Here is a 23,237-nt window from a genome sequence, read left to right as displayed (position 1 = left end):
CGGACAGCACGTCGCTTTGATCGGGACGCACTACACCATCACCGGCTACGTGCTGTCCGACCAGGACGCGCCCGACTCCCACATCAACTACCCCTACCTCCAGATGCGCCGGACCGACCCCGGCTACGAAGACGAGGTGGGCCCGTTCTGCCCACGCAGCTGGCTGGAAGTCCACCCCGCACCCCCTCGGTTGGGGCCACGGGATAGACGGGCGCGTTCGCCAGCTTGTAGTCGCGGTGACGCCCCGACCCCTCGGCCGGTCGCCGGTCGTACGCGGGGCTCCCCGCGCTGATGGCACTAGCCTCCCTTGCACCGGGCACCCTCAGCGCTGGCGTCGGGTGTTTGTCTGGCGCTGGTGGAGTTGGTCGATGGGCCGCCACCGCTGCTTGCGGCCGCGGCGGAACTTCCACTTGCAGCGATCGCTGCAATAAGCGCGAGGCCGCCCGCCGCGCGCGGTCTGCTCCGGCAGGGGTTCGCCGCACTGCGGGCAGGTGCCGTCCCGGGTCCCCATGCGCAGACTCCTTGCCCCGATCCGGAACCGGCGCCGCCGGGGCAGAGTCGAACGATCATGCTGAGAGCTGAAGACTTCATGGCGTCGGCCGAGGTGGACACCGACGTGGCGGCCAACGTGCTCGCCTATGTGGCCGAGCTGGAGCGGCGTGGTGTCGTCGTCTCCGACGTGGAACACGAGCCGGACGCCGATGGCGCGGAGGAGTGGTCTTTCCGTCTCAAGATCGGGGATCGTTGGCTGGTGCGCGTCATGATGCCGGTCTGGCCGCTGGAATGGATACAGCGCCCCGCGGAGTTCGAGGATCAGATCGCAGACACCGAGTGGCACGGCGACATCTACGTCGACGGCAGCTTGGACGGCCCGACCGACTTCGACGGCGAGTACCCGACCTGGGAGGAGGCCGTCGAAGCGGGCGTCCGCATCACCCAGGGCGCTGAGCGGCCCGGGTGAACGAATGGTTTGAGCACCGGCATCCTGGCCCGTCCCGCTGCCCGCCATCTGAACCCCCGGCCACGATCCCGTCGCCATCTATCGCTACATCGGCTCCCACCTCGCGCTCGCCATCGCCCCCACCGGCCGGTGGATCTGCAGTGGCAACCAGGACGCCTCCATCCACATCTGGCGAACCCGCGACGGCGGCGAACTGACCATGTCCGGCTACCCGGGCAGGTCTCCCGCCTGGCCTTCGACGACACCGGCTGTTGGCTCGCCGCCGACGGCGCCTTGCCCTCCTCGCAGACCAGGCACCGAACCACCCGGCCCCCGCATAGTGAACCCTGGCCCGGCCACCCGCATGGACAGCCACGGGGCCTGAGCAGCAACCGAACTGGGCCAGTCACGTTAAGGAGCCCGGCAGGCGCCTCTCATCGTGACTGGCCGTTCAGATGCCGATGGCCTACGGGCCCCTCTGGTCAGCCGATGAGGTTCACGGTGCGGCGGAAGGTGGCGGCGGCCTCCAGGTCCGCGAGGGGTTTGCGCCAGTCGGCGGTCTTGTCGTGGTCCATGCGAGGATTTGAGTACGGCGGCCTGCCAAGTCGTGCCTGCCTAACTCAGCCGAAGCCGATGGTGGTCGTGGTCAGAGGCTGATGTCGGTCAGCCGCTGCCCGGTGGTGCGTGGGGTGACACCGAGCAGTTTCTGGGCGGAGTTCTCAGGTGCGATCGAGCGGTCCGGGAGCATGCTCATGGCCGCGTACGGGCGGCCCGGGTAGCAGACGGCCACGAGCTCGAACTCTCCGGACCGGCCAGGGGCTCCGGGCCGCGGCCCGGAGACGCACAGTCGAAGCACGTGAAGTGTGTCTCTGGCAGGGCACCAAGGCTCTGGCGTACCTGAAGCTGCTCACGCGAAAACGAGCACGCGAACGGGCAAGCTCATCGACGGGTTCGGCTTCCTCGGCACGATCGCCGCCAGCGACACCACCGGCGCCCAGGCCGCGGCCGCCCCCCATTGGGTGTCGGTCAGGTAGGCCGGGGTGGCGGCCTCCAGCAGCGTCACCGGCAGGGCGTTGCAGTGCCCCCAGCCGGAGGGCGTCCATCGCCGCCAAGATGACCGCCTTGGCCGCCGGCGGTGCCGCGGCGAACCGGGCCAGCAGTTCCGGTGCTCCGGCCAGGTATCGGTGATGTGGCATCGTCGGCATGCTCGATGGCGGCGGCCAGCCGCGCATCGGCCGGGGCCGCCCGCTTGAGGGCGTCCAGGTCGGCATCGGTGAAGGTCTCGGGCAGCTCGATCACCGTGCCGCGTCGGAGCAGGCGGTACCACCCGCTGAAACAGCTCCCACAACTCCTCGGGCACCAAGCGTTCAACCATCCACGACCGGCAGGCTACCGCCCAACCGCCAAATGAGATGGTGTCTAGGCCAAGGGGCATTCCGGCGCTCGACAGGCCATCTCAGGCTCGTTCGCCAGGCCCGGCCCGCCAGGCCACTCCGAATGTAGTTTCTGTCCGGTCAGCTCAGCACCCTTGAATTCACCTGGCGGAAGAATCGTCATTCCCAGGACCTTCGGGTTCGCATCTGGCGCGAGGATCTCGCGTCAGATGCGAACTGGTGACAACCCGTGCCCTTGGAGCGGGGTGTCCTTGTCCGGTGAGTTGTCGTAGACCGTGTGGCCAAGCGGTCTATGGCTTGAGGGTGACGCTCAACGCCTGGTCGTTGTGCTCGCCGACGTAGCCCAGAATCGAGTAGGCACGTGACCACTCAGTCTTGTACCAGTTGAGAGTTCCTTGAGCGTTGCCGTATTGGTTGTTCTCGCGGGCGCTCACCCGGTAAGCCCATCCGATCGGCTCCAAGGCGAAGGTACCGTAGTTGTAGAACTCGGTCCTCGCACCGCCGTCGCGGTCCCAGAGGGCGTGTTCCCAAACGCAGTACCAACCGCGTTCGCAGGGCACTCGGGCGGCTGATACATCACCGGCCTTCTTGGGAAGGGGGAACGTCATCCGCGCCTTCCTGCCGTCCTTGTACTCCCAGAGGATCTGGTTCTTGCCCAGCTGTCGTCCCCCGTACTTGGCGATGTGACTGTCGATCTTCCGCTGTAAATCCGCGTCGTCGACGGCGAGGGTCGACCCCCGACTGTCTGGGGTCGGGGACGGCGGGGGCGACTCGGCATGGGCGGACGGTGCGAGCGCGAGGAACGATGCGGCCGTGGCCCCGATCGCGAAAGCGGTCTTGATCCTGCTCATGTGACCTCCATGCTGTCGTGGTGGCTGTGATGCGCGGATGCATACCTTGTTTTGATCATGACGGCGCCACGCCGGCGTAACAACCTGGAAAACTGCCATTTATCGACTGTCAGCCGCCAGCGAGGCCATGGCGCCGCCGAGACCGGCGGACCGCAGCTCGTCACCGCACTAACCGAAGGACGCCGCGAATCCAGACGAACAAGGTGCCTCCCGCCATCATCTGGCTGAGCCGACCGCTACGGGGAACCGTGCCGGTCGCCGGCAGGCGATCCGCTCAGTGCGTGGTGAAGAACCGGTGATCTCGTTTTGGGATGGCGCATTGGTGGGGTGCTGACCGCGGTGCCGGCGACGCGGAGAGGTTGGAGCTGCGCTGGTAGGGGTGCAGGTGACCACCGTTGTCATACGCTGCTCGGCGCGGCGCTCACGCACGTGTTGGGGCGGCTCACCGACGTCACGTCCTCGTGGCTGCCGCTGCCGGCGCACGACTGTCCCGGCGGGTGGCCCACCCGGTAGAGCTCGGCTGGCCGGCGTCCGCGGCAGGGGTTTCCGGTGCGGTGGTGACCACGACCTCAGAATCGGCGGCCGCGGTCGCGCGGCGCCGGCCGCCGGTGCGATTGCGGTGGTCACAGGGGCCAGCAGTGCGGTGGAGACGCCCAGGACTGCGGCGGTGCGACGCCATCGATGACGGCTCACGTCAACCTCCGTGATGTGGGGGGTAAAGACGTGCGCCAGGCAAGCCGCGCTTGATCGAATCCACATCCCGGAGATCCCTGATCTTGTACGCGAGGCGGTCGAGCGTGACTAAACGGCCAGATGGGGCAATCACGTACATAAGGCGGTCGCTGTGCACAAGTGCACGTCGGCGTCAGCCGGTTGCTACGAGGAATGAGCGGAGGAACGAGAATCCGTGCCACGGTGCGGGGCACCCTGCGCTAGCCCGGGGGCGAGATCGCTGACACCTGCTCATGGGGATTCAAGTGCGACTCCAAGCAATGCCAACCAGTCAAATGAGTCGGCGCCGGGCGGCCCACACCACGGCTTCGATTGGGCTGGTGACCCTAGGCGGTCGCAGATCTTGCGGAGTCGCTGGCCGTCGTTGACACAGCGACGCCACGCTGCCCCGACGTCATGAAGTGGTCCGGCCAGACCTGGGGAGCTCCGCCCGGTGGCCTAACTGTGCCAGTAATTACTGGCCAAATCTGGTCGGTCCTCTCCACCCGGCGGCCGAGGTGTGTTCTGCTCCTGGCAGACGATCCCAGCAATTGGTGATCAGTTCGTTAGGAGGTTCCGTGAAGATTCGCTCCCGCGCCGTGGCCGCGTCCATCGCGCTCGCCGCCACGACGGTCGCCACTGCGCTGACAGCAGCGCCCGCCTCCGCCGACACTCACACTCACTGGCAGCTCAACAACCTGACGTTCACGCCGGTCCTCTGGGGGATAGGGACCAACCCCGGAGAACCCAACTGCCACTACCGGTTGCGGTACGGCAACTTCGGCAACGTCGCCTTCGCGCAGATCCGGATGTACGGGGGCGCTTGCGGCGCCTACCGCGTGCAGGTCAGGGCGTACAGCGGCAGCACCGGACGCAACTGGGGCAGCGGCGGCACCGGCATCACCGGAACGGACGGCTGCGGGTCGTACATCGAGCTCCAGGCGACCAGCGATCCCAACTGGATCGCCGTCAGCGGCGTAGCCGTGTCAGGCCGTCCCAGCCCCAACAAGGCCTTCTACCACTTCGACCACCCCAACTACCTCACCCAACCGGCCATCCCCAGCTCGCGCATCGTCCGTCATTGCGACGGCTCATAGCCCGCTGAGAGGGCGTACGGTCCTGGCGTTCTTCACCGTCGGCCTGACCAGTGATCCTCCCAGGCTGGACGAGCGAGAACTCATGGGTCGCGACCGTCCTGCTTCGGTCGGCGCCGTGCTGGCCTAGTTTGCTGCGGCGCCGGCCACTCGGCAGCGCCTCGCGGGCCAGTTGGACGAACTCCCGGTCAAGGTTGGTGAGGCGGGTTTCGAGAAGTCGGTGGGTGCGGCGTATGGCGCCGGGTTCGTTCAGGGTGGCCTGGAGGCGCGTGATGCCTTGCACATGCGACAAAACGGTATGCCTGTCTCCTGGCGGAGCGAGTCAATAAGAGCTCCGAGTGAAGACCTGGCTCTGTCGCTACTGGCCGCTCCGACCCTCCTCACGGGTCTATCCGTGCCGCCTCCGGCAGTCCTGCCGGAGGCGGCGAGGTCGCATCACGCGACGGCGGTGCCCTCGAGTTCGACCATCAGGGTGGGGATCGCCAGGCGGGTCACGCCGAGCATCGTGGTGGTCGGCGCCACCTGGGCGGCGCCCAATCGTGAGGCCAGGACGCCGTAGTGCTGGAAGAGCAGATCGACGTCGGTGGTGTAGACGTTGAGCCGGACGAGGTCGGCAAGGGACATGCCGGCCTCGCCGAGGACGGCCTCCAGGTTGTCCAGGCTCAGCGTCAACTGTGCAGCCATGTCACCGTCATGCTGGGGTTTGCCTTCCTCGCTCATCGCGGTCTGCCCGGAGCAGTACAGGGTCCGGGTGTGCCCGGAGACGATCTCACCCTGGTTGAATCCCATCTCCACCGACCACGTCACCGGGTTGACTGCCGTTCTCTGCATAGCCACATCAGCTCCATTCGATTCATCGGGGGTACGGACGTCCAACGGCTCGCTCGGCACCGTCTTTGACGTCGTGCTGGAGAGCCTTCCAGCGAATCACGACATCCTCTGTCGCGTATTTCCGCAGAGTTCTCGCATGCGCGCCGACCGGTTCGTATTGCTGCTGCGCCGCAGACCGGTTGGTATTGCTGCTGCGCCAGCGCGGTCGGCTGTCCGCGACCGAGTTGGAGGCGTCCACCTGCACTGTGCTGCGCGACGTCGGGGCGCTGTCGTAGGTGCGGAGGGAGTGCCAGACAGCGCTGCGGTTTCCCGCGCTCCGGCGCCGGCCCCTTCTCTTGACGGACGCACCAGAGTCGTGGCTACTCAGGCGAGCACCAGTTCCTCCTCCTCGAGCTGCCTGTGGCCGGGGATGAGAACGGTAGACAGCAGAGCGAGAAGGAGCAGTCCTGCGGCGAGGTAACCGGTGAGGGTGATGCCCTCGGTCATTGCCTGCCGGGCTGCGGCGGCGACCGCCTCGGTGCGCGGGTCGGCGGCGAGGGGCGCGATCGCGGCGCCGGCGCTGTCGGTGACCGTGCCGGCGAACTGCTCGGCCTCCGGGGCCGGGGTTCCGTTCTCGGTGAGGTCTCGTTCGAGTCCGCCATGGAGGGCGCTGAAGTAGACCGTGGTGAACGCGGCGATGCCGAGGGCGAAGCCCAGTTCTCGTGCGGCGCTCTGGATGCCGGACGCCTGACCTGCGCTGTGTTCGGGGACGTCGGCGAGCACGACGTTGGTGACCTGTGCGGTCGCGAATCCGACGCCGACCCCGTACAGGAGCAGGGCCAGGGAGATCGGCCACCAGGAGCCGTCGGCGTCGGCGATCAGCGCCAGTGCGGCCAGCCCGGCGATCTCCAGCGCCACCCCGAGGCGGACCAGGCCGAGCGGGGAGAGCCGGTCGGCCATCCCGAAGCTGGCGCCGCTGGCCAGGAAGCTGCCCACGGCCAGGGGGAGGAGGGCGAGCCCGGACTGCAGCGTGCTGTAGCCCAGCGTGAACTGCAGCCACAGCGGCAGTACGGCGATGATGCCGAACTCGCCGGCCCCGATGAGCAGTGACACGACGTTGCCGTTGCGGAACGAGGAGATGGAGAACAGGCGGAGGTCGGCCAGCGGCGGCGTGCGCGTGCTGTCCCGTCGGCCGAGCGCCGCCTGCCGTCGGGTGAACGCGGCCAGCGCAGCCGCGGCGGCCAGCAACGCGACCAGGACCGGGGATGGCCCGGAATCCCACGTCAGGCCAGCGACCTCCAGCGGGTGAACGGTGTGGAGCCAGCCGTAGGTGCGTCCCTCGACCAGCGCGAAGGCCAGCAGGCCGAGGCCGAGCGCGGACAGGACGGCGCCGGGGATGTCGACGCGTCCGCCGGCACGGGGCGAGGGGGCCAGGAACATCCGTACGCCGACGAAGATCAACACCGCCAGCGGGAGGTTGATGCCGAAGGCCCAGCGCCAGGAGATCTCCGCCAGCGCGCCGCCCAGCAGCGGGCCGATCGCCGCCGCGGCGCCGATCGTGGAGCCCCACACCGCGAACGCCTGGCCGCGTTCCTTGCCGGTGAACGTGGCGTTCACCAGGGCCAGCGAGGCCGGCAGGATCATCGACCCGCCCGCACCCTGCAGGAAGCGCGCCAGGATCAGCACGTCACCGCCGGGTGCCATGGCGGCCAGGACGCTGGTGGCGGCGAACACCACGACGCCCGCCAGGAAGACCCGGCGGGCGCCGAGCAGGTCTGCGAGCCGTCCGGTCACCAGCAGGAGAGCCGCGAAGACGATCGCGTACGACTCCTGCACCCACTGGATCTGGCCGGAGCTGACGCCCAGGTCCTTCACCATCGGCGGGACGATCACGTTGACGATCGTGGCGTCCACCACGATCAGGCCCACCCCCAGTGACACGGCCATGAGGCCGAGCCACCGGCGGGCGGCCGGGGAGATGCTCATCGTAAATACCTCCATGGTGAAGTAACTTCACCATGAAGATATATGAGGAGAGCGATAGGTTGTCAAAACCCGGAGGGCGGCGACGGAGGTGAGTCGATTGACGGCGGTGGAGCCTGGCGAGGTCGCGGCGCACCGGATACGGGTGCTGGGCGGGCTGCGGATCTTCGGGGCCAACTACACCGAGTTCACCAGGCGGTTCGCGCTCTGGCTGGGCCTGCATTCCACGGACGCGGCGGCTCTGGCCGAGATCCTCTATGCCGAGGACAAGGGCGAGCCGCTGACCCCGTCCCGGCTCAGCGCACGTGTTTCCCTGTCCTCCGGTGCCACCACCACGCTGCTGAACCGACTGGAGCGCGCCGGGCACATCGTCCGCACCCGCGAGCACACCGACCGGCGGGTCGTCACCCTACGCAGCAGCCCGCAGATCCAGGGACCTGCCCAGGAGTTCTTTGCCCCACTCGCCCGGCACATGGACGCCCTTCTCGCCCATTACCCGCCCGAGCTGCTCGAACAGTTCGAGACGTTCCTCGACCGACTGAACAGCACCATGGAAGGCGTGCTCACCGAGGACGAACAACCACCCGACCGCTGATCTGGTGCTCGACCGCAGAGGCCGATGGGCCTGGCTCATCCAGGTCGCACACACCCAGTTTCGGCTGGCTGCAGACTCTGGTTCGGGGCCTGCGTCGTCCCTGGGAGAAGCCCGCCGACCAGGCAAGCTCACCCGCGCCCGCGTCCGCAGAGGTTCAGGGAAGATTCGCGCAAGGGCGCCATTGCCAGCGCGTACGCCCAAACCCATCGGCCTGGCCTGGCCTGGACGACCATCTGGGTCCACCAGCCACCCTGCTCTACAGCATGAGGTCGGACGCATCCCGGCTACCGGCGTGGCATGCCAACGTCCAGCTCATCACCGGAAAGGCCTTCAGCCCCGGCGGCGACCTCACGTCCACCACACACAGAGCAACCGTCCGCTTCGCCGCCGGCCAGGGTAAAAGCGAAGGTTAGAGGTTGAAGACAAACCCAGGTGCCCACCGCCGCACCGTCGGCGTGGCCAGCTGATCAGCGTGGGCGGCTGAGCGCGGCCTCGGCCAGGTCCGTCCATTTCTCGGCCGAGGAGTGGGGCACGACCACCCAGTCCTTGATCTCCCTGCCCTTCCCCGAGGGGTCGAACAGAGCCGCCCCGGGCAGCTTAAGCGCGGCGGTGTGTTCGGGGGTGCCCTCGACCAGCCGGAACACCATCGCGTGGTCGCGCTGCAGGCTCGCGAACACCTTTCCCGCATGATCTTTGAGCGCGGGTCTCCCCATCATGCTGGAGATCCATACACCCAGGTCGGCCAGCTCGGCGCCGACCTGCTTGAAATCCTCTTCCGCGCTCATCGTCAGTCGGTCCCAAACTCCATGGAGGAGTGCTCGAGCAGCTTGTCGCAGTCGGGGCTCTTCCCGCGTGACGCGATCGGCTCGCCTTGCCTTGCCTTGCCTCGCCCCGGCCTTCCGGCCGGCGATCAGGCTAGCCGTCCCGGCGGCACTGATCAACATCGGCTGCGGGGGTGCCGACCATGCCGACGCCGCGGACGGTGGCCGCGAGTGCCTCCTGGCCAACGTGGCCGGCAGAGCACCGTCTCGCCCAAGGTCGAGTCCTTCTGGACGCTCCCTTCGGCACGACCGGAGACCACCGAACCGCAAGACTCTGCCCTGACCGCCGTCCGAGACCTGCTCGTCCATGCCCGCCGGGCTGGACGACCGCAACCAGGCGCCGAGGAGCAGGCCGACGGTGATCCCGGTCTGGGCCGAACGCACCACGGGCGCATCCGCCGAGGCACGCAAGTCGCTCAAGGTGGAGGCGTCCTTCGACGACGGCGCGGCCTGGCGGCTCGTACGGTTCGCTGGACAGCCCGGACTCGGAGCGGCCACGGGCACGCCCCAGAGCACCGCGTCATTCGTGTCGTTGCGTGCCACCTCCGACGACGCGCCGACGCCAGGTCGTTCAGACAATCTTTCGAGCGTATCGGCTAAGGGAATAAGCAATTCTTGGGCCCCTCGATGGGCCCTAGGGCCCTGGGCGCGAAAATCCAGAATTCCCTAACGTGGTGGCCGTCCGATCAACGGCAATGCGGCCGTTGTTCCACCGAAAGGAATTCGCATGGCATCGACACTCGCACGGACGGGAGCGCTGTTGGTCACCGGCGCGGCAATGTCGGGCGCAATGGCTCTTGTGGCCGGCCCGGCGTCCGCCGCCCCTGCGTCCCCGGCCACGAAGGCGACCGTCGTGCAGGCGGGCGACTCCGCAGAGGCGAGCGCGCGCAAGTGCCGCAGCACGAAGAGCGAAATCTCCAAGCGCGTCCGGGTCACCGGCACGATCTGCTGGACCGGTAAGAACTTCACCGCAAACGGCACGATCAAGGACCTCTCCCCGAGGGACAAGTACGTCAGGGTCGGCGTCCAGGTGCGGTATTCGGGCAGGGTCGTCCGCCAGTTTTACCCCTCCTGGACCAGTACGAACCAGAAGGCCATGAAGTACTGGAGGGTCAAGGACAAAGGCAGCAAGTTCGTGTTCCGCGCCTGCATGAAGGACTCTTGGAGCAACGTGAAGTGCAGCTCCTGGAAGTGATCGCCTATTGAAGGCCCGGGCCGATGTGCTTCGTCGCATCGGCCCGGGTCGTGTTCAGCGCGGCAGGCGGGCGATGGGCGACAGCATCAGTGCGGTCATCGCACTCAGGAGGGCGAGGCCACGTGGAAGTCGCCCACGCGACGCGCCGGCCCCGACCAACTGGCGAGATGTGCACAAGCCTGAGCCGAGTCAAGGTGACAAGGGTCGCGATCGTCAGGTGACGAGTCTCGCTTGATTCATCTCGAGTTGACGCATGCCGATATGGGCATATGATGACCGCCATGGCACGAGCAGCGACGACATCGGACGTCTTCAACGCGATCGCCGAGCCGCAGCGCCGGGAGATCCTCGTACTGCTGCGGGCGGGTGAGCGTCCGGTGACCGAGTTGGCCCGGGAGCTGGGGATGACCCAGCCGGGGGCGTCCAAACACCTGCGGGTGCTGCGGGAAGTCGGGCTGGTTCGGGACCGCAAGGCAGGAAAGCAGCGCCTGTACGGCCTTGACGCCCGCGGGCTGCGGCCGGTCCACGAGTGGACCGGCGGGTTCGAGCGGTTCTGGAACGAGAGCTTCGACCGGCTGGACGCATACGTGCAGGAGCTCAAGCAGGCAAGGCAGGAGGAGTGAGCGATGGCAGCGACAGGACGGGACGCGCCTGCGCAGTCCGCGACGGCTGACCGGGAGATCGTGATCTCCCGGGTCATCAGTGCCCCACGGGAGCTGGTGTTCGGGGCGTTCACCGAAGTCCGGCACCTCTCGCGATGGTGGGGACCGGAGGGGTTCACCACCACCACGCGGGCGTTCGAGTTCCGCGTCGGCGGGGAGTGGGAGTTCGTGATGCACGGCCCGGACGGGACGGACTACCAGGAGTGGATCTCCTGGACCGAGATCGCTCCGCCGGAGCGGATCGCGCTGCTGCACGGTGAGTCCCGCGGCGACCCGAACGCGTTCGAGTCGGTCCTCACCTTCGAGCCCGACGGCGCGGCGACCCGGATCGAGATGCGCACGGTGTTCCCCACCAAGGAGCTGCGCGACGAGGCGGTCGAGAAGTACCACGCGATCGAGGGCGGCCAGCAGACCCTGAGCAACCTGGCTGCCTACGTCACCGAGATCGTTCGGAAGGGAGTTGAGGACTGATGGCCGGAAAGGTGTTCTTCAGCGTGTCCATGTCGCTGGACGGCTTCATCGCGCCGGAGTCCTCCGAGGAATTGATGGGGCGGCAGTGGATGGAACTGCAGCGGTGGATCTTCCCGCAGCGGTTCTTCCGGGAGAACCTGAAGCTCGGCGAGGGTGGCGAGGAAGGGCGCGACAACGACATCGTGCGGGAGACGTTCGAGCGCACCGGCGCGAGCGTGATGGGCAAGCGCATGTTCGACGCCGGCGAGCAGATGTGGCCGGAGGAGGCGCCGTTCCACACGCCGGTCTTCGTCGTGACCCACGAGAAGCGTGACCCCTGGGAGCGGCCGGGTGGGACCACCTTCCACTTCGTCAACGACGGCATCGAGACCGCGCTCGACCAGGCCCGAGAGGCCGCCGGCGACCGGGACGTCCGCATCGCGGGCGGCGGCGCAACGATCCTGGAGTACGTGAACGCCGGCCTGATCGACGAGTTCTCGATCGCGCTGTCACCCGTGCTGTTCGGCTCCGGAATCCGCCTGTTCGAGGGCGTGGACGCGGGCCGCGTGGCATTGGAGCCGGTCCGCGCGGAGCCGACGCAGCGGGTGACCCACCTGACCTACGCCGTCCGGGAGCGGTAGGCGCACGGCGGACGACACACGGCGGACGACGGACGACGAGGACGGACGACGGACGCAAAGGAACACCACGCGGCTGGCACGCAGACGGTTCGCCTGCGTCGCACATGAGCCTGTCAGGTCACCGGGGTCAGCCATGCGCGGACGCGGATCAGCCCGTCGGGAGTGGTGGTCATCCATTGCGCGAACGCAGGCAGCACATGAACGACATCAATAGTCACCATCACCTGCCCATCCGTCGTCGCCGTCATCGCCCGCCTATAGACCAGCCACTGTTCGACCATGTCCGCCTGCTCGGTCACGGCCTTGAGCTGCGCATACGACCAGCGGCTGGGCACCACGCACAGCCGCTTACCGTAACGAGGGCCCAGGACCTCCCGGGCCTGCTGCGGACGTTCAGCCGCCAGCACCAAAACGGCCTGGCTCGGACTCGGCCGGAAAGTCACCACGGACGTGATGCCCAGTGCGGCACACTCCTGCTCCGACGGGCCATCCAGCCGACGAGCCAGGTGCGGCCAGCCACCGACCGGAGCCGGGCAAGGCGGTAGCTTCCATTCGGGAACGACCGGGCTGTGCCAAACGGGCGGCTCCTGCAGGTCGGCCACCAGATGATCGCCGAGCCACGTGCCGGTCAACGTGGCATATCCCTCGACGGCGCCGTCCTTCTCCCGCCGGCGGTCCAGGCGCCGCACATCGACACCGGTGACACGGACCCCGTAACCACTCGGACACGGCGTCGGCTCGTGCCCCGGGGCGTACAGCACCTGGTTCTGCGGCAGCGGAGGCTCGAACCAAACAGCGTCATCGGCCGACACCACACGCCCCGATGCCCGCACACGTCCACCAGAACGAAGGATCAACTCCTGGACATCCACACACCCAGTCTCAAACAGCTCTTCACCAACTGCGAGCCCCGACCATTCCGACAACAGCACCCGCGGATACCACCGTTGCACTTCCGACTCCGGCACTGGTCAACTCCCGGCTCCGGCACCGGTCAAGATGGCCAAACGATGGCGACGACCTGACAGACCAAGCGGCGCGCCTCTGGGCCCTGTCCAGGTTTCCGTACAGTCCCGCAACCCGACAGCTTGGCCGGCAGGTGCCGGGGGCTGGCCGCCTGTGAGGCTTCACACTGCCGTCGGGTCCTGTGAGGCGCCGGTGCCCCACGCCCTAGCTGACGCCTCTGACTTGCACTGACACCGGTGACCAGAGGCCTTGCCGCTTGGATGCAACCGACGCTGGAAGCCATAGGCGGTAATTCTCTGAAAGGTCCTTCGACCATGACGCGTGCGGGTACGTGGCGCGCAGCGAGGCGACGAGTGAACGGGCGCTGGGCAGCCGCGCCGGGCGGCCGCGTCCAGCTCTGCGCGCCGGGCGGCCGTGCCGGGCGGCCGCGTCCAGCTCTGCGCGCCGGGCGTGCGGCCTTGTCCCGTCCAGTCCCGCCGCGCAGCCCGGCCGAGGTCGCCCCCAAATGTCACAGACACCGTGATGACGATGAGCAACCCTCATTCACGGTCGGAGTGCCACCATGGCCGCATGGTGGACGTGACCTTGGACGAGGCTGACGGCTCCATGGCCTTGGTGAAGATCCAGGCTGAGACATGGGAGCTGAACATACGGGCTCCCAAAGGAGACCTCATGCAGCTACGCGAGGTCCGAGACGCGCACTGGGATGCGCGCCGCTCATTGGCAATCGGTACATGCGCCGACGCCCCTGTGTACTGGGCAACGAGCGAAGGTCGGGTGACCATCCTCATCGGCCCTGATGACGAGGCATGGGACATCGCGGTCGTTGTTCCGCTGGTCGCCGTGGACGAGATCGTCTCACTGGTCCAGCAACGCACGTGACGCTCGTCAACCCGCCTAAAGCCAGGGCGTCCCCTCGACCGGGCAGCGGCTTCTGGGCCGTAGGCGTTTTGGCTGGAAGCCGCTCACGGCGCCAGCCGGGCCTTAACAGCTGCTCCTTCGGGGTGGCCTACGGCCATACAGGCGGGCCCCGACCTTGTCAGCGCGGAGGGAGGCAGCGGCACTCCGTGCGGTTCACATCAGTCGGCCACGTGGGTCAGATCGGGAACATGCGCAGAAGCGATCCTGGGTCTCGCTGGAGGCTGGAGAAGGAAGATCTTGCGATCTACGCGTTCCATCTCGCCGCCCCGTCCGCAGATCAGCCCAGCGCAGAAGTCCACCAACTGCCGAGCCACATCGTCGGTCAGTTGCGTGAGATCCATGAGCACGGGGACACCCTTGCGGAAGAAGTGCCCGACGTGGAGCACCTCGTTGTAGTCCTTTGGGCGCAGCGTCTTAATCACAGATCAGAGTCTGCCCCGCCCTACACGTTGCAAAGGCCACATCCGTAACAAACGGGGAGGAAACGAGACCGAAGGCCGTCTAGCAGGAGTGAGTCGCCTCCTACACGATCGCGTGCCGGTGTACTCGTTCGCCCGAATCTGTCTGTCACCGTCCGCGCGTACGAGCAGCCCGGACCTTGGGATGGCGGGCCGTGTCGTTCACGCGTTCACGCGGTCCTTCGCTGCGGCCGGCAGTCCATCGTCAGCGGCCCGCACACACGGATGGCGGTTGATCTTCGAGGTGGGCTCGCGTGGTGGTCAGTGGTCAATGTGATGGGTTAGTTCCTGCACAGGGCCGTGGGGAGGGCTTTTTCCATGGCGTCGTCCAGGGCCGGTCCGCCACCTGGGTTGAGGTTGACCATGACGGTGGCCTGCCTGCCGTCCGTGGTGGCACCCGCGCGGACGCTGAAGCCGAGCATGTCGCCGTTGTGTCCCCAGAAGCCTTCACCGCAGGCCTTGGCGGGAAACCACTGCAGTCCCAGGCCGTACTTGGAGCCTGATGGGCGTCCCGTATCGCGGGCATCCATCATTTCGCGCAGCTGCGGCGGCTTCAGCAGGCGTCCGCGCAGCAGCGCGGCCAGGAAGCGGTTGATGTCCGAGGCACTGGAGATCATTCCGCCTCCGGCTCCGGCGACGGTCGGGTTGAGGCGGGTGATGTCCACCAGGTCGGACTCGGGTCGCACGTATCCCTGGGGGTGCGGCCCGGGGATGTCGGGGTCGTCGCTCGGGACGATGGTGTCGTCCAGGCCGAGCGGAACGATGATGCGCCGCTTGATCTCCTTGCCGTAGGAGCGTCCGGTCACCCGCTCGATGATCATTCCGGCCAGGAGGTAGTTGGTGCTGGAGTACCCCCAGCTCTTGCCCGGGACGAACTCCCGGGGGTGCCGCAGGGCGATGTCCACCAGCTCACGCGCCTCCCAATGCCGGAGCGGGTCCTTGAGGACATCCAGCGGGGGCAGGTGTTTCAGGATGTCCGGCAGCCCGCTTCTGTGCTGGAGCAGTTGGCGGACGGTGATCTCCCGGCCGTCGTTGTCGGCGCCGCGTACCACCCCGGGCAGGTATCGCTCCACTGGAACGTCCAGCTTGATCCTCCCCTCGCCGACGAGCTGGAGTACCACGGTCGCGACGAACGGCTTGGTCAGGCTGCCGATCCGGAAGTGGCTGCGGGGGTCCACCGGCGTGCCCGTCCGTACGTCCGCGACGCCACTGGTGGCCACCCGGCGACCGCCCCGGCCGTTGACCTCCGCGAGCGCCCCGGGCGCCCCGTCCGGTCCGGTGAGCCCTTCCACTACCGGCCGGAGGTCGGCATGGCCGGCTGCCTGCACCGGAGTGGTCGACGCTGCCACCGTCAAGGCCAGGACCGCGGCTGCCGTACCCCGGAACACCAGGTTCTTTGTGATCATGCAACGTCACGATAAGTAGCGACATGTCGACCGCACATCCATCGCGCGAGCCATCCACACCCTCCCTCCTGGAGGGGACGAGCTGCTGCTGGACGGGTGATTTTGAGGCGTACAGCAATGATCTGCCGTACGCGAGCTTGGCAGCGGTCGCCGGCCACGCCCGAGTGGCCTGCGGGCCATGTCCGGAGCCGACGAGCCGATCAGGCTTCGTCCTCGCCAGCGTGCTCGGGCAACTGGAGTCGCGTCTCACCGAGATCTTCATGCTGGACTATCGCGAACGCCTTCAGGCCGCGCGTGCGCGCCTGCGTCCTGCCGAGGACACGGACATCAGTGCTGACCACGACTGCCCCCTTGGGCAGGTGAAGAGCTGGCGTTGCACATGTCCGTACATCGCAGAAGGTTCGGGGTTGGCTTCTGCCCCCCGGCGACCTTCGTGCAGGGCCTTGCGCCGTCGTCGGGATCTCGTTCGCGGAAGGTGCTTCAGGTTTTGGCAGCGGTGCTGGTGGCTGTGCGAGGCCGGAAATGCATTGCGATGCGAGGGGTGACGCTGGGTGGACGCTTTGCGCGCTATAACGAGGTAGGCGAACGGCGGGGAGGAGACATCCTCCCCGCCGTTTCTCCTCGACGTGGTGACGATCTGGTTCGCGGTTCTAGCCGCTGTCCCCACCGGTGAGGGTGCTCCAACCTAGGCGGATGCAGGTCGGAGAGGCAGTTCAGGACGACGGGTGGGAGACCGTCGAACCCTGGTGGGGCCGGGAGCGCAGGCTGTGGACGCGAGTACGGCGGTCACACGTCGATGGCCGAACGTTCGATCAGGCCTTGGACCAGACGTAGCCCAGCGGTCCATTCAGCTTCCAGCCCTGCTTCATCAGAGCCCTGGCCTGGGCGGCGGTGACGGCGCGCCAGCTGTTCTTGGACACACGCCAGAGCTGGAACTTGCCGGCACCCTTGGTCGGGGCCGTGTAACCCAGGACACCCTCATAAACAAAGCGCTTGGAGGCGACGAGCTTGTTGCGCTCCTTGACGGACAGCGTCACAAGGTAGGCCGAGCGGTGCTTGTAGCGCAGCCGGTACATGGTGAGTGCGCCCTTGAAGCGCTTAGTGGAGACGTATCCGAGGTTACGGTTGGTCGGGGTGAATTTGTAGATCTTCTTCGCCCGGTCCGCTTCCTTGCGATTAGTGGTGTAGAAATATCCCTGCTTGCTCCTGGTGACGAATTCGTAGACTTTCGCGCGAGTGGCGGTGGTCGCCGCGACAGCAACCGCGTTGTTGCCCGCAGACTCCTTCTTGGCCTGTGGCTTGGCGCTTCCGCAGCCGGTAAGGGTCGCCCCTGCGACTGCGAGCGCGGTCACGGCGCCGATTGCGCCGACACGGTTAACCATTGAAGAGTCCTCCACTTGGAATGTCCGAGACGAGCCCCATCGGCCTCATCGCACCCTGGACGTACCTACGAACCGGCCGGTTCCGCGACCGTGACGATCCGGTGGCAGTTGCCGTGTTGTTCGTCCAGATACCGCCGACTGCACGTCGGGGTGGCTGTGCCAGGGGAAAGGCGATCATTGCATAAGTCGAATGGCCGTACCCGTCGCGGGACTGCCAACTTTCGCCGGATTCCTGCCAGCTTCTCGTCTGTGGCTACTGGCGTTCTGCGGTGGTGAAGCGGGTCCCATGAACGGGAACTGCGTGCACCACTGGTATGCGCTCAGCAGCTGTTGGGTCAAGGTGCGCCCGTTGGGCCTTGGCCCGTCGGGAGCGGGCCGGGGCGGCGGAAGGCTTCGGCATGGTCGTGGGCCCACTGGGCGAAGGTGCGGGCGGGCTTGCCTGTGACGGATTCGGCGGTGGGGAGGATTTCGGGAGCCTGGAAGGCCTCGACGGCGCTGGGGTCGGAGTCGTTGCCCGAATAGTCCTCGAATCCGAGCAGGAAGTCGGCGTTGGCAGCGGCGAAGCCGCCCTGCCTGCGATAGATCTCGCGAGCTTCGGCGGGGGTGACCTGTTCCAGGCGGATCTCCTGGCCGATGGCGGCGGAGATGGCGCGGACCTGGTCGCGGTGCGAGATCAGTTCGGGGCCGTTCAGGTCGTACGCGGCGCCGGCGTGGCCGTCTTCGAGGAGCGCGGCCGCCGCAACGTCGGCAATGTCCCCTTCGTGCACCGGGAACCAGGCGACGTCGGGGTGGGGATCGCGGACCACGAGTTCCGAACGGATCGACGGGCCCCAGAGCCACAGCTTGTTGAGCATGAACTCACCTGGGCGAACGTGGGTCCAGTCGAGGCCGGACTCCTCTACGGCCTGCTCGACGGGCAGATGGAAGTCGGTGTCGTAGCCGCCGGTCACCGCTCCCGAGGAGAGAACGACGACGCGGCGTACGCCTGCCTGCTTGGCCGCGGCGACGACCTGCCGGGCCGTCTCGGGGACAGGGAAGAGATACATGCGTTCGACGCCGCGCAGAGCCTCGGTGAGGGAACGGGGGTCATGGAGGTCACCCTTGACGATGTCGGTGGTGGGCGGGAACGCGGCCGTGGCGGGTGAACGGGTCATGGCGCGTACGGACGCACCGGAACGGACGAGGCGCTCGACGACAAGCCTGCCGATGTTCCCCGTCGCTCCGGTGACCAGGATTGTCATGGCTTTCTCCTTGCGCTGCGTTTAGCGGGCATGCCAAATAAGCCCCTCCGGGGCTCTTCTGGCGATAATTCATCCTTAGCGACCCGAGCCGGATTTGCAAACGCGAACACGATGTTCACATTTAGTACCTGACCTGCGAAGATAGTGGTCAGCGAGGGTGTCAGAGATTATTTATTCGCGTGGAGAGCGGCGTTCTCACGCCCTTTGCCGCGACCCGATGGGCCTGTTCTGACCGCTTTATGGTCTCGATGTCGTGCTCGGCGGTCCGGGTGCTCAGCTTGATCATCGTTGTCCGTGGTGGAAATCCGCCGCACGCCTGCTTGTGCCGCACGGCGGCTCTACTGGTCGGTGCCTGGAGGCCCGGCGCTCGGTCCCGGGTCGCGTGGATTCTGAACGGGTCGTCGAGCGGTCTTGCTCGACCGCCGGGGCGGCATCTTCTGCAACCGCCGCGCAGCGATCTCCTGCAACCGCCGCGCAGTGATGTCCCCCCATCGCCGCGTAGCGATTTGTTCGGCTGCCGGGCCCCGATCTTCATCGGCCGCGGGTCGCAATCTGCGGCGGCCGTTCGGGCTTCGATTTTTGGCGGCCGCCGGGCTGATGTCTCGGCTGACCCCGCAGGTCCGTCGCCCGGTCGGTCACCCGTGCGGGCTAGGTGTCGGCGGTGAGGGTCTCCAGGACTTGTTCGCCGTACTTGGCCAGCTTGTTCTCGCCGACGCCGCTGACCTTGCCGAGCTCGGACAGCGAGGTCGGGCTCAGGGTGGCGATCTCGCGCAGGGTCGCGTCGTGGAAGATCACGTATGCGGGGACGCCCTGTTCCTTGGCGGTGGCGGCGCGCCAGGCGCGGAGTCGTTCGAAGATCGGCTTGGCCTCGGCGGGCAGGTCCACCGGTGCCTTGCGGGACTTGGCGGCCTTCGCCGCCTTGGCCGTCGTCGCGGCGCGTTCAGGCTCACGGCGGAGTCTGACCTGACGTTCCTTACGCAGAACCCCACTGCTGGCATCGGTGAGGACGAGCGCGCCGTAGTTCGGCTCGACGGCCAGCAGGCCCTGTGCCAGCAGCTGCCGGATGACGCCCCGCCACTCGGTGTCGCGCAGCTCGGCACCCACCCCGAACACGCTCAACGCATCATGATCGAACTGGATCACCTTGGGGGTCTTCTTGCCGACCAGGATGTCGATGATGTGACCGGCACCGAACTTCTGGCGCCGCTCGCGGTCCAGGCGTACGACCGTCGACAGGACCTTCTGCGCGGCGATCGTCCCGTCCCATGCCTCAGGCGGTGACAGGCAGGTGTCGCAGTTGCCGCAAGTGTCGCCGGACTGGCCGAAGTAGTTGAGCAGTTGTACGCGACGGCACTCCACCGTCTCGCACAGCGCGAGCATGGCGTCGAGGTGCATGCTCAACCGGCGCCTATGCGCGTCGTCACCTTCCGAGGTGTCGATGAGCTTGCGCAGGTTGACGACGTCCTGCAGCCCGTACGCCAGCCATGCCGTAGACGGCAGGCCGTCACGTCCGGCTCGACCGGTCTCCTGGTAGTAACCCTCGACCGACTTGGGCAGGTCGAGATGTGCCACGAAGCGTACGTCAGGCTTGTCGATGCCCATGCCGAACGCGATGGTCGCCACCACCACCAGACCGTCCTCACGCAAGAACCGCGACTGGTTGGCGGCACGCGTGGGCGCGTCCAGGCCAGCGTGATAGGGGACGGCCTCAACGCCGTTCTGCACGAGCCATTCCGCGGTCTTCTCGACCGAGTTACGGGACAGGCAGTAGACGATGCCCGCATCCCCGTCGTGCTCGTTCCGGATGAGATGCAGGAGCTGGCGCTTGGGGTCGGTCTTCGGCTCGATGCGGTACTGGATGTTGGGCCGGTCGAAGCTCGCGACGAAATGCCGCGCGTCCTCCAGATCGAGCCGCCGGGCGATGTCGGCGCGCGTCTCCTGCGTCGCCGTCGCCGTCAACGCGATGCGTGGGATGTCCGGCCACCGCTTGTGCAGCTCGGACAGCATCAGATAGTCGGGGCGGAAGTCGTGGCCCCACTGCGAGACGCAGTGCGCCTCGTCGATTGCGAAGAGCGCGATGGTGCCGCGTTCGAGCAGGCGAAGGGTCGACTCCACCCGCAGCCGTTCGGGAGCGAGATAGAGCAGGTCGAGGTCGCCTGACGCGAATTGCGCCTCCACCACGCGCCGCTCGTCGAGATCCTGCGTGGAGTTGAGGAATCCGGCGCGGACGCCCAGCGCCTGCAACGCGTCCACCTGGTCCTGCATGAGCGCGATGAGCGGGGAGATGACGATTCCGACGCCCTTACGCACGAGCGCGGGGATCTGGTAGCACAGCGACTTCCCGCCGCCGGTCGGCATCAGCACCAGGGCGTCGTTGCCATCGACGACGTGATCGATGATCTCCTGCTGGCCGTCGCGGAACGAGTCGTACCCGAAGATGCGCTGCAACGCCTCAAGCGCCGTACCGGGGGCCTGTCCGGCGAGGGGCGGAAGCTCCGCCGAGGCGTGCCCGCCCGCCTGCTCCGGCACCTGGTAGTCGAAGTCGTCCGGAGGCAGATCATCCTCGAACCAGGGGTCCGGCGGCGGCTCCTCGGGCAGTGCGTACGCCTCGTTCACATCGGGTCCGCTCTCGGGGGAAGCCACCGGTTCATCCTAATGACTTCTCAAGCCCGCGATTTGCCGATCGCGGAACCACCGGCAGCTGGCCAACCACGCCGGCCCCCGCGTCGTACGTCATGCGTCGGGACGTGGGGCTGCGCCGACCTTGACGACGAGATCCGCGGTCACGGCGTTGAGGTCCTCGGCAACATACGAGGCCAAGGCCAAGGCATCTGCGGCGGGCGGGTAGCGCGGGTGCGGGACGGCGATCACCCGCATGCCCGCCGCGTACGCCGAACGGAGGCCGTTGCTGGAATCCTCGATCGCCACGCACTCTGTCGGCGGGACGTCCGCGCGTGCGGCGGCGGCGAGGTAACCGTCGGGCTCGGGTTTGCCCCGGTCGACCTCCTCGGTCGAGACGGTCGCGCGGAACAGGCCGTCCACACCGAGCCGTCCGAGCACCAGGTCGATCAGGGCACGCGGAGACGAGCTGTTCAAGCCCAGGGGATAGTGCTCCGCGAGCCTGCGTACGGCCTCGACCGCGCCCGGCATCAACGGGAGGTCCTCGGCGTACCGCCGGCTCATGCGGTCGACCACCTCGTACGCGACCTCTTCGGCGGTGAGGCCCTCGACGAGGTCGGTGGCGAGGTAGGCCGCCCACTCCTCGGTGCTCATGCCCATCAGGCGGTCCTGAGTGTCGGGGAGCCAGCGGCCACCGTGATCGGCGACGAAGCCGCGGCGGACCTCCTCCCAGACCGGCTCGGTGTCGACCAGGACGCCATCCAGATCGAACATGACGGCCTGCACGGACATGGTTCCTCCAGGTCGGGCGGCGGCTACCCGGGTGTTCCGCGCCCCTGGCCACGATCACTACCCCGGCGAAACCGGGCGCAACCTCCATGCCGCTTCCGGATGAATCCCCGCCGACCTGCAGATATCTGGCAAGTAAGGCAAAACGGTGCAAAGGTCTGGCATGGTGGTGGCGCTCCGACCCCCGCCTCCGGAGCACTGGAGAGGAGACTGCCCATGGTGTTCCTTGGACTGGTCCTGGCCGTCGCCGCCGCTGTTTTCGCCGTCGGCATCGCGATGGAGAACGCCGACCCGGCCGAACTGGTCGTCTTCGGCGAGACGGTGCCTGGCGTGACGAACGTCTGGCAGGTGTTCTTCGCGGGCGCGGCCTTGGCCGTCGTCTTCGTTCTGGGCCTGGTGTTCACGTTCGTGGGGATGGGCCGGATGATCCGTGCCCGCCGAGACCTCCGCTACCTGCGCGAGGAACACGAGGAGTCGCTGACGACCCTGGAACTGGAGAAGCGCGAGCTGCAGCGAGAGCTTGCCCGCATCCGCCAGGCTGGCGGCGCCCCTCGTCCCCAGCGTCCGGACGCCGCTGCCCAGCGCCGAGGTGCCCCCAGCCGCGGACCGAACCCGGCTGCCGCCGCCCCTGCCGCTGCGCCCACCGCCGCCCCTGCCAACCGTTCCCAGGTCACCGCCAACTCCTCGTTCTTCGAACGCAACGACTGATCCCGTCGGCGCCCGGTCGTTCTCTGAGATGAGATCGGCCGGGGAGATATCGTCACCCAGAGCGATGGGACGGCGCCCGGCCCCGACGCATGATCGTGGTGTGCGGATACTCCTCAAGACAGCCATCACCGCGGCGGCGCTCTGGGTAGCCACCCTCCTGGTCGACGGCATCTCGGTCACCGGGGACACCGATCTGCGGCGCGCGGCCACCCTGGTCGGCGTCGCAGTGATCTTCGGTCTGATCAACGTCGTCATCAAGCCGATCGTCAAGACCCTCGGCTGCGCGTTCTACGTGCTCACGTTGGGTCTGATCGGGCTCGTCGTGAACGCCCTGCTGCTGTTGCTCGCAAGCAACCTGGCCGAACGCCTCGAACTCCCCTTCCACGTCAACGGCTTCTGGCCCGCGTTCTGGGGCGCGATCGTGGTGGGCGTCGTCGGCTGGATCCTCAACCTGCTCCTGAACGACGACTGACCCCGTGGCCGCGGGGCCCTGCGTACATCGGCATAGGCCCAACGGCACAGGCGTGGATCTGCCGCCATCAGCGGAGCCCACCTGCTAACAGCAGTGCGGCCCTGCACTCAAAAGCGGGGGCGATGTTG

At 67.3% G+C, this 23,237-nt stretch carries 24 protein-coding genes and 1 pseudogene; 10 read left to right on the top strand and 15 right to left on the bottom strand.

The features are described 5' to 3' along the window. The first annotated feature begins 568 nt into the window (after positions 1-568). Complete coding sequence (locus tag F8566_RS17585) at positions 569-961, top strand: hypothetical protein (protein ID WP_151561310.1); 393 nt, start codon at positions 569-571, stop codon at positions 959-961. Positions 962-1,586: 625 nt separating this feature from the next. Here F8566_RS17585 and F8566_RS49885 read toward each other — a convergent pair. From F8566_RS49885 to F8566_RS17570, 4 genes and pseudogenes are all read right to left on the bottom strand, one after another. Continuing rightward, positions 1,587-1,796: a hypothetical protein gene (locus tag F8566_RS49885; RefSeq protein ID WP_192809714.1), complete on the bottom strand. Its 210-nt coding sequence runs from the start codon at positions 1,794-1,796 to the stop codon at positions 1,587-1,589. 51 nt (positions 1,797-1,847) lie between these two features. Further along, positions 1,848-2,003 carry a hypothetical protein gene (locus F8566_RS49880; RefSeq protein WP_192809713.1) on the bottom strand — a complete coding sequence of 52 codons (156 nt, stop codon included), beginning with the start codon at positions 2,001-2,003 and terminating at the stop codon, positions 1,848-1,850. Between the two features lie 228 nt (positions 2,004-2,231). Then, a pseudogene (locus F8566_RS52960) lies at positions 2,232-2,315 on the bottom strand (IS5/IS1182 family transposase); the annotation flags it as partial. Between the two features lie 309 nt (positions 2,316-2,624). Beyond that, entirely contained in the window at positions 2,625-3,185 is a 561-nt protein-coding gene (locus F8566_RS17570; RefSeq protein ID WP_151561309.1) for a hypothetical protein, read from the bottom strand. Positions 3,186-4,474: 1,289 nt separating this feature from the next. On the opposite strand from F8566_RS17570, the gene F8566_RS17565 reads away from it, so the two are divergent. Continuing rightward, complete coding sequence (locus F8566_RS17565; RefSeq protein ID WP_151561308.1) at positions 4,475-4,993, top strand: hypothetical protein; 519 nt, start codon at positions 4,475-4,477, stop codon at positions 4,991-4,993. Positions 4,994-5,425: 432 nt separating this feature from the next. On the opposite strand, the gene F8566_RS17560 is transcribed toward F8566_RS17565, so the two are convergent. Beyond that, positions 5,426-5,821, bottom strand: coding sequence for a RidA family protein (locus F8566_RS17560; protein ID WP_151561307.1), 396 nt, complete (start codon positions 5,819-5,821; stop codon positions 5,426-5,428). A gap of 363 nt (positions 5,822-6,184) precedes the next feature. Further along, positions 6,185-7,786, bottom strand: a complete 1,602-nt coding sequence (locus F8566_RS17555) for an MFS transporter (RefSeq protein WP_151561306.1) — start codon at positions 7,784-7,786, stop codon at positions 6,185-6,187. Positions 7,787-7,892: 106 nt separating this feature from the next. Here F8566_RS17555 and F8566_RS17550 point away from each other — a divergent pair, with 106 nt between their 5' ends. Further along, positions 7,893-8,378 carry a MarR family winged helix-turn-helix transcriptional regulator gene (locus F8566_RS17550; protein WP_151561356.1) on the top strand — a complete coding sequence of 162 codons (486 nt, stop codon included), beginning with the start codon at positions 7,893-7,895 and terminating at the stop codon, positions 8,376-8,378. A 467-nt stretch (positions 8,379-8,845) separates the two neighbouring features. Here F8566_RS17550 and F8566_RS17545 read toward each other — a convergent pair whose 3' ends face one another. Next, entirely contained in the window at positions 8,846-9,163 is a 318-nt protein-coding gene (locus F8566_RS17545; protein ID WP_151561305.1) for a hypothetical protein, read from the bottom strand. A 763-nt stretch (positions 9,164-9,926) separates the two neighbouring features. On the opposite strand from F8566_RS17545, the gene F8566_RS17540 reads away from it, so the two are divergent. The 4 genes from F8566_RS17540 (at position 9,927) to F8566_RS17525 (ending at position 12,147) form a co-directional block, all read left to right on the top strand. Next, the gene (locus tag F8566_RS17540; RefSeq protein WP_151561304.1) at positions 9,927-10,394 is read left to right on the top strand and encodes a hypothetical protein; all 468 of its coding nucleotides are present in this window, start codon (positions 9,927-9,929) and stop codon (positions 10,392-10,394) included. 281 nt (positions 10,395-10,675) lie between these two features. Continuing rightward, on the top strand, positions 10,676-11,017 hold the full coding sequence (locus F8566_RS17535; RefSeq protein ID WP_151561303.1) for an ArsR/SmtB family transcription factor: 342 nt from the start codon (positions 10,676-10,678) through the stop codon (positions 11,015-11,017). Between the two features lie 3 nt (positions 11,018-11,020). Beyond that, positions 11,021-11,527, top strand: coding sequence for an SRPBCC family protein (locus F8566_RS17530; protein ID WP_151561302.1), 507 nt, complete (start codon positions 11,021-11,023; stop codon positions 11,525-11,527). Further along, on the top strand, positions 11,527-12,147 hold the full coding sequence (locus F8566_RS17525; RefSeq protein WP_151561301.1) for a dihydrofolate reductase family protein: 621 nt from the start codon (positions 11,527-11,529) through the stop codon (positions 12,145-12,147). The genes F8566_RS17530 and F8566_RS17525 overlap by 1 nt, the downstream gene beginning before the upstream one ends. 113 nt (positions 12,148-12,260) lie before the next feature. On the opposite strand, the gene F8566_RS17520 is transcribed toward F8566_RS17525, so the two are convergent. Beyond that, positions 12,261-13,115, bottom strand: a complete 855-nt coding sequence (locus F8566_RS17520; RefSeq protein WP_151561300.1) for a hypothetical protein — start codon at positions 13,113-13,115, stop codon at positions 12,261-12,263. 568 nt (positions 13,116-13,683) lie between these two features. Between F8566_RS17520 and F8566_RS17515 the strand changes: the two genes are divergently transcribed. Continuing rightward, on the top strand, positions 13,684-13,995 hold the full coding sequence (locus F8566_RS17515) for a hypothetical protein (protein ID WP_151561299.1): 312 nt from the start codon (positions 13,684-13,686) through the stop codon (positions 13,993-13,995). A gap of 197 nt (positions 13,996-14,192) precedes the next feature. On the opposite strand, the gene F8566_RS17510 is transcribed toward F8566_RS17515, so the two are convergent. The 7 genes from F8566_RS17510 to F8566_RS17480 all read right to left on the bottom strand — a co-directional run bounded on the left by F8566_RS17510 (position 14,193) and on the right by F8566_RS17480 (position 21,932). Continuing rightward, entirely contained in the window at positions 14,193-14,456 is a 264-nt protein-coding gene (locus F8566_RS17510) for a cell division protein SepF (protein WP_151561298.1), read from the bottom strand. Positions 14,457-14,773: 317 nt separating this feature from the next. Next, positions 14,774-15,898, bottom strand: coding sequence for a serine hydrolase domain-containing protein (locus F8566_RS17505; protein ID WP_151561297.1), 1,125 nt, complete (start codon positions 15,896-15,898; stop codon positions 14,774-14,776). Between the two features lie 200 nt (positions 15,899-16,098). Beyond that, positions 16,099-16,239: a hypothetical protein gene (locus F8566_RS49875; RefSeq protein WP_192809712.1), complete on the bottom strand. Its 141-nt coding sequence runs from the start codon at positions 16,237-16,239 to the stop codon at positions 16,099-16,101. A 471-nt stretch (positions 16,240-16,710) separates the two neighbouring features. Further along, on the bottom strand, positions 16,711-17,280 hold the full coding sequence (locus F8566_RS17495; RefSeq protein WP_151561295.1) for a hypothetical protein: 570 nt from the start codon (positions 17,278-17,280) through the stop codon (positions 16,711-16,713). Between the two features lie 335 nt (positions 17,281-17,615). Further along, positions 17,616-18,521 (bottom strand): NAD(P)H-binding protein, encoded by a 906-nt coding sequence (locus F8566_RS17490; RefSeq protein WP_151561294.1) that lies wholly within the window; start codon positions 18,519-18,521, stop codon positions 17,616-17,618. Positions 18,522-19,169: 648 nt separating this feature from the next. Beyond that, positions 19,170-21,164, bottom strand: coding sequence for a DNA helicase RecQ (recQ, locus tag F8566_RS17485; protein WP_264159330.1), 1,995 nt, complete (start codon positions 21,162-21,164; stop codon positions 19,170-19,172). A 90-nt stretch (positions 21,165-21,254) separates the two neighbouring features. Then, positions 21,255-21,932: an HAD family hydrolase gene (locus F8566_RS17480; protein ID WP_151561293.1), complete on the bottom strand. Its 678-nt coding sequence runs from the start codon at positions 21,930-21,932 to the stop codon at positions 21,255-21,257. Positions 21,933-22,145: 213 nt separating this feature from the next. Here F8566_RS17480 and F8566_RS17475 point away from each other — a divergent pair, with 213 nt between their 5' ends. Both F8566_RS17475 and F8566_RS17470 read left to right on the top strand, forming a co-directional pair. Beyond that, complete coding sequence (locus F8566_RS17475) at positions 22,146-22,637, top strand: hypothetical protein (protein WP_192809711.1); 492 nt, start codon at positions 22,146-22,148, stop codon at positions 22,635-22,637. 100 nt (positions 22,638-22,737) lie between these two features. Further along, positions 22,738-23,109, top strand: a complete 372-nt coding sequence (locus tag F8566_RS17470; protein WP_225993266.1) for a phage holin family protein — start codon at positions 22,738-22,740, stop codon at positions 23,107-23,109. The last annotated feature ends 128 nt before the right edge of the window (positions 23,110-23,237 follow it).

Source organism: Actinomadura rudentiformis (assembly GCF_008923185.1).
Taxonomy (GTDB): domain Bacteria; phylum Actinomycetota; class Actinomycetes; order Streptosporangiales; family Streptosporangiaceae; genus Spirillospora; species Spirillospora rudentiformis.
This window is presented reverse-complemented; position numbering and strand designations above follow the sequence as displayed.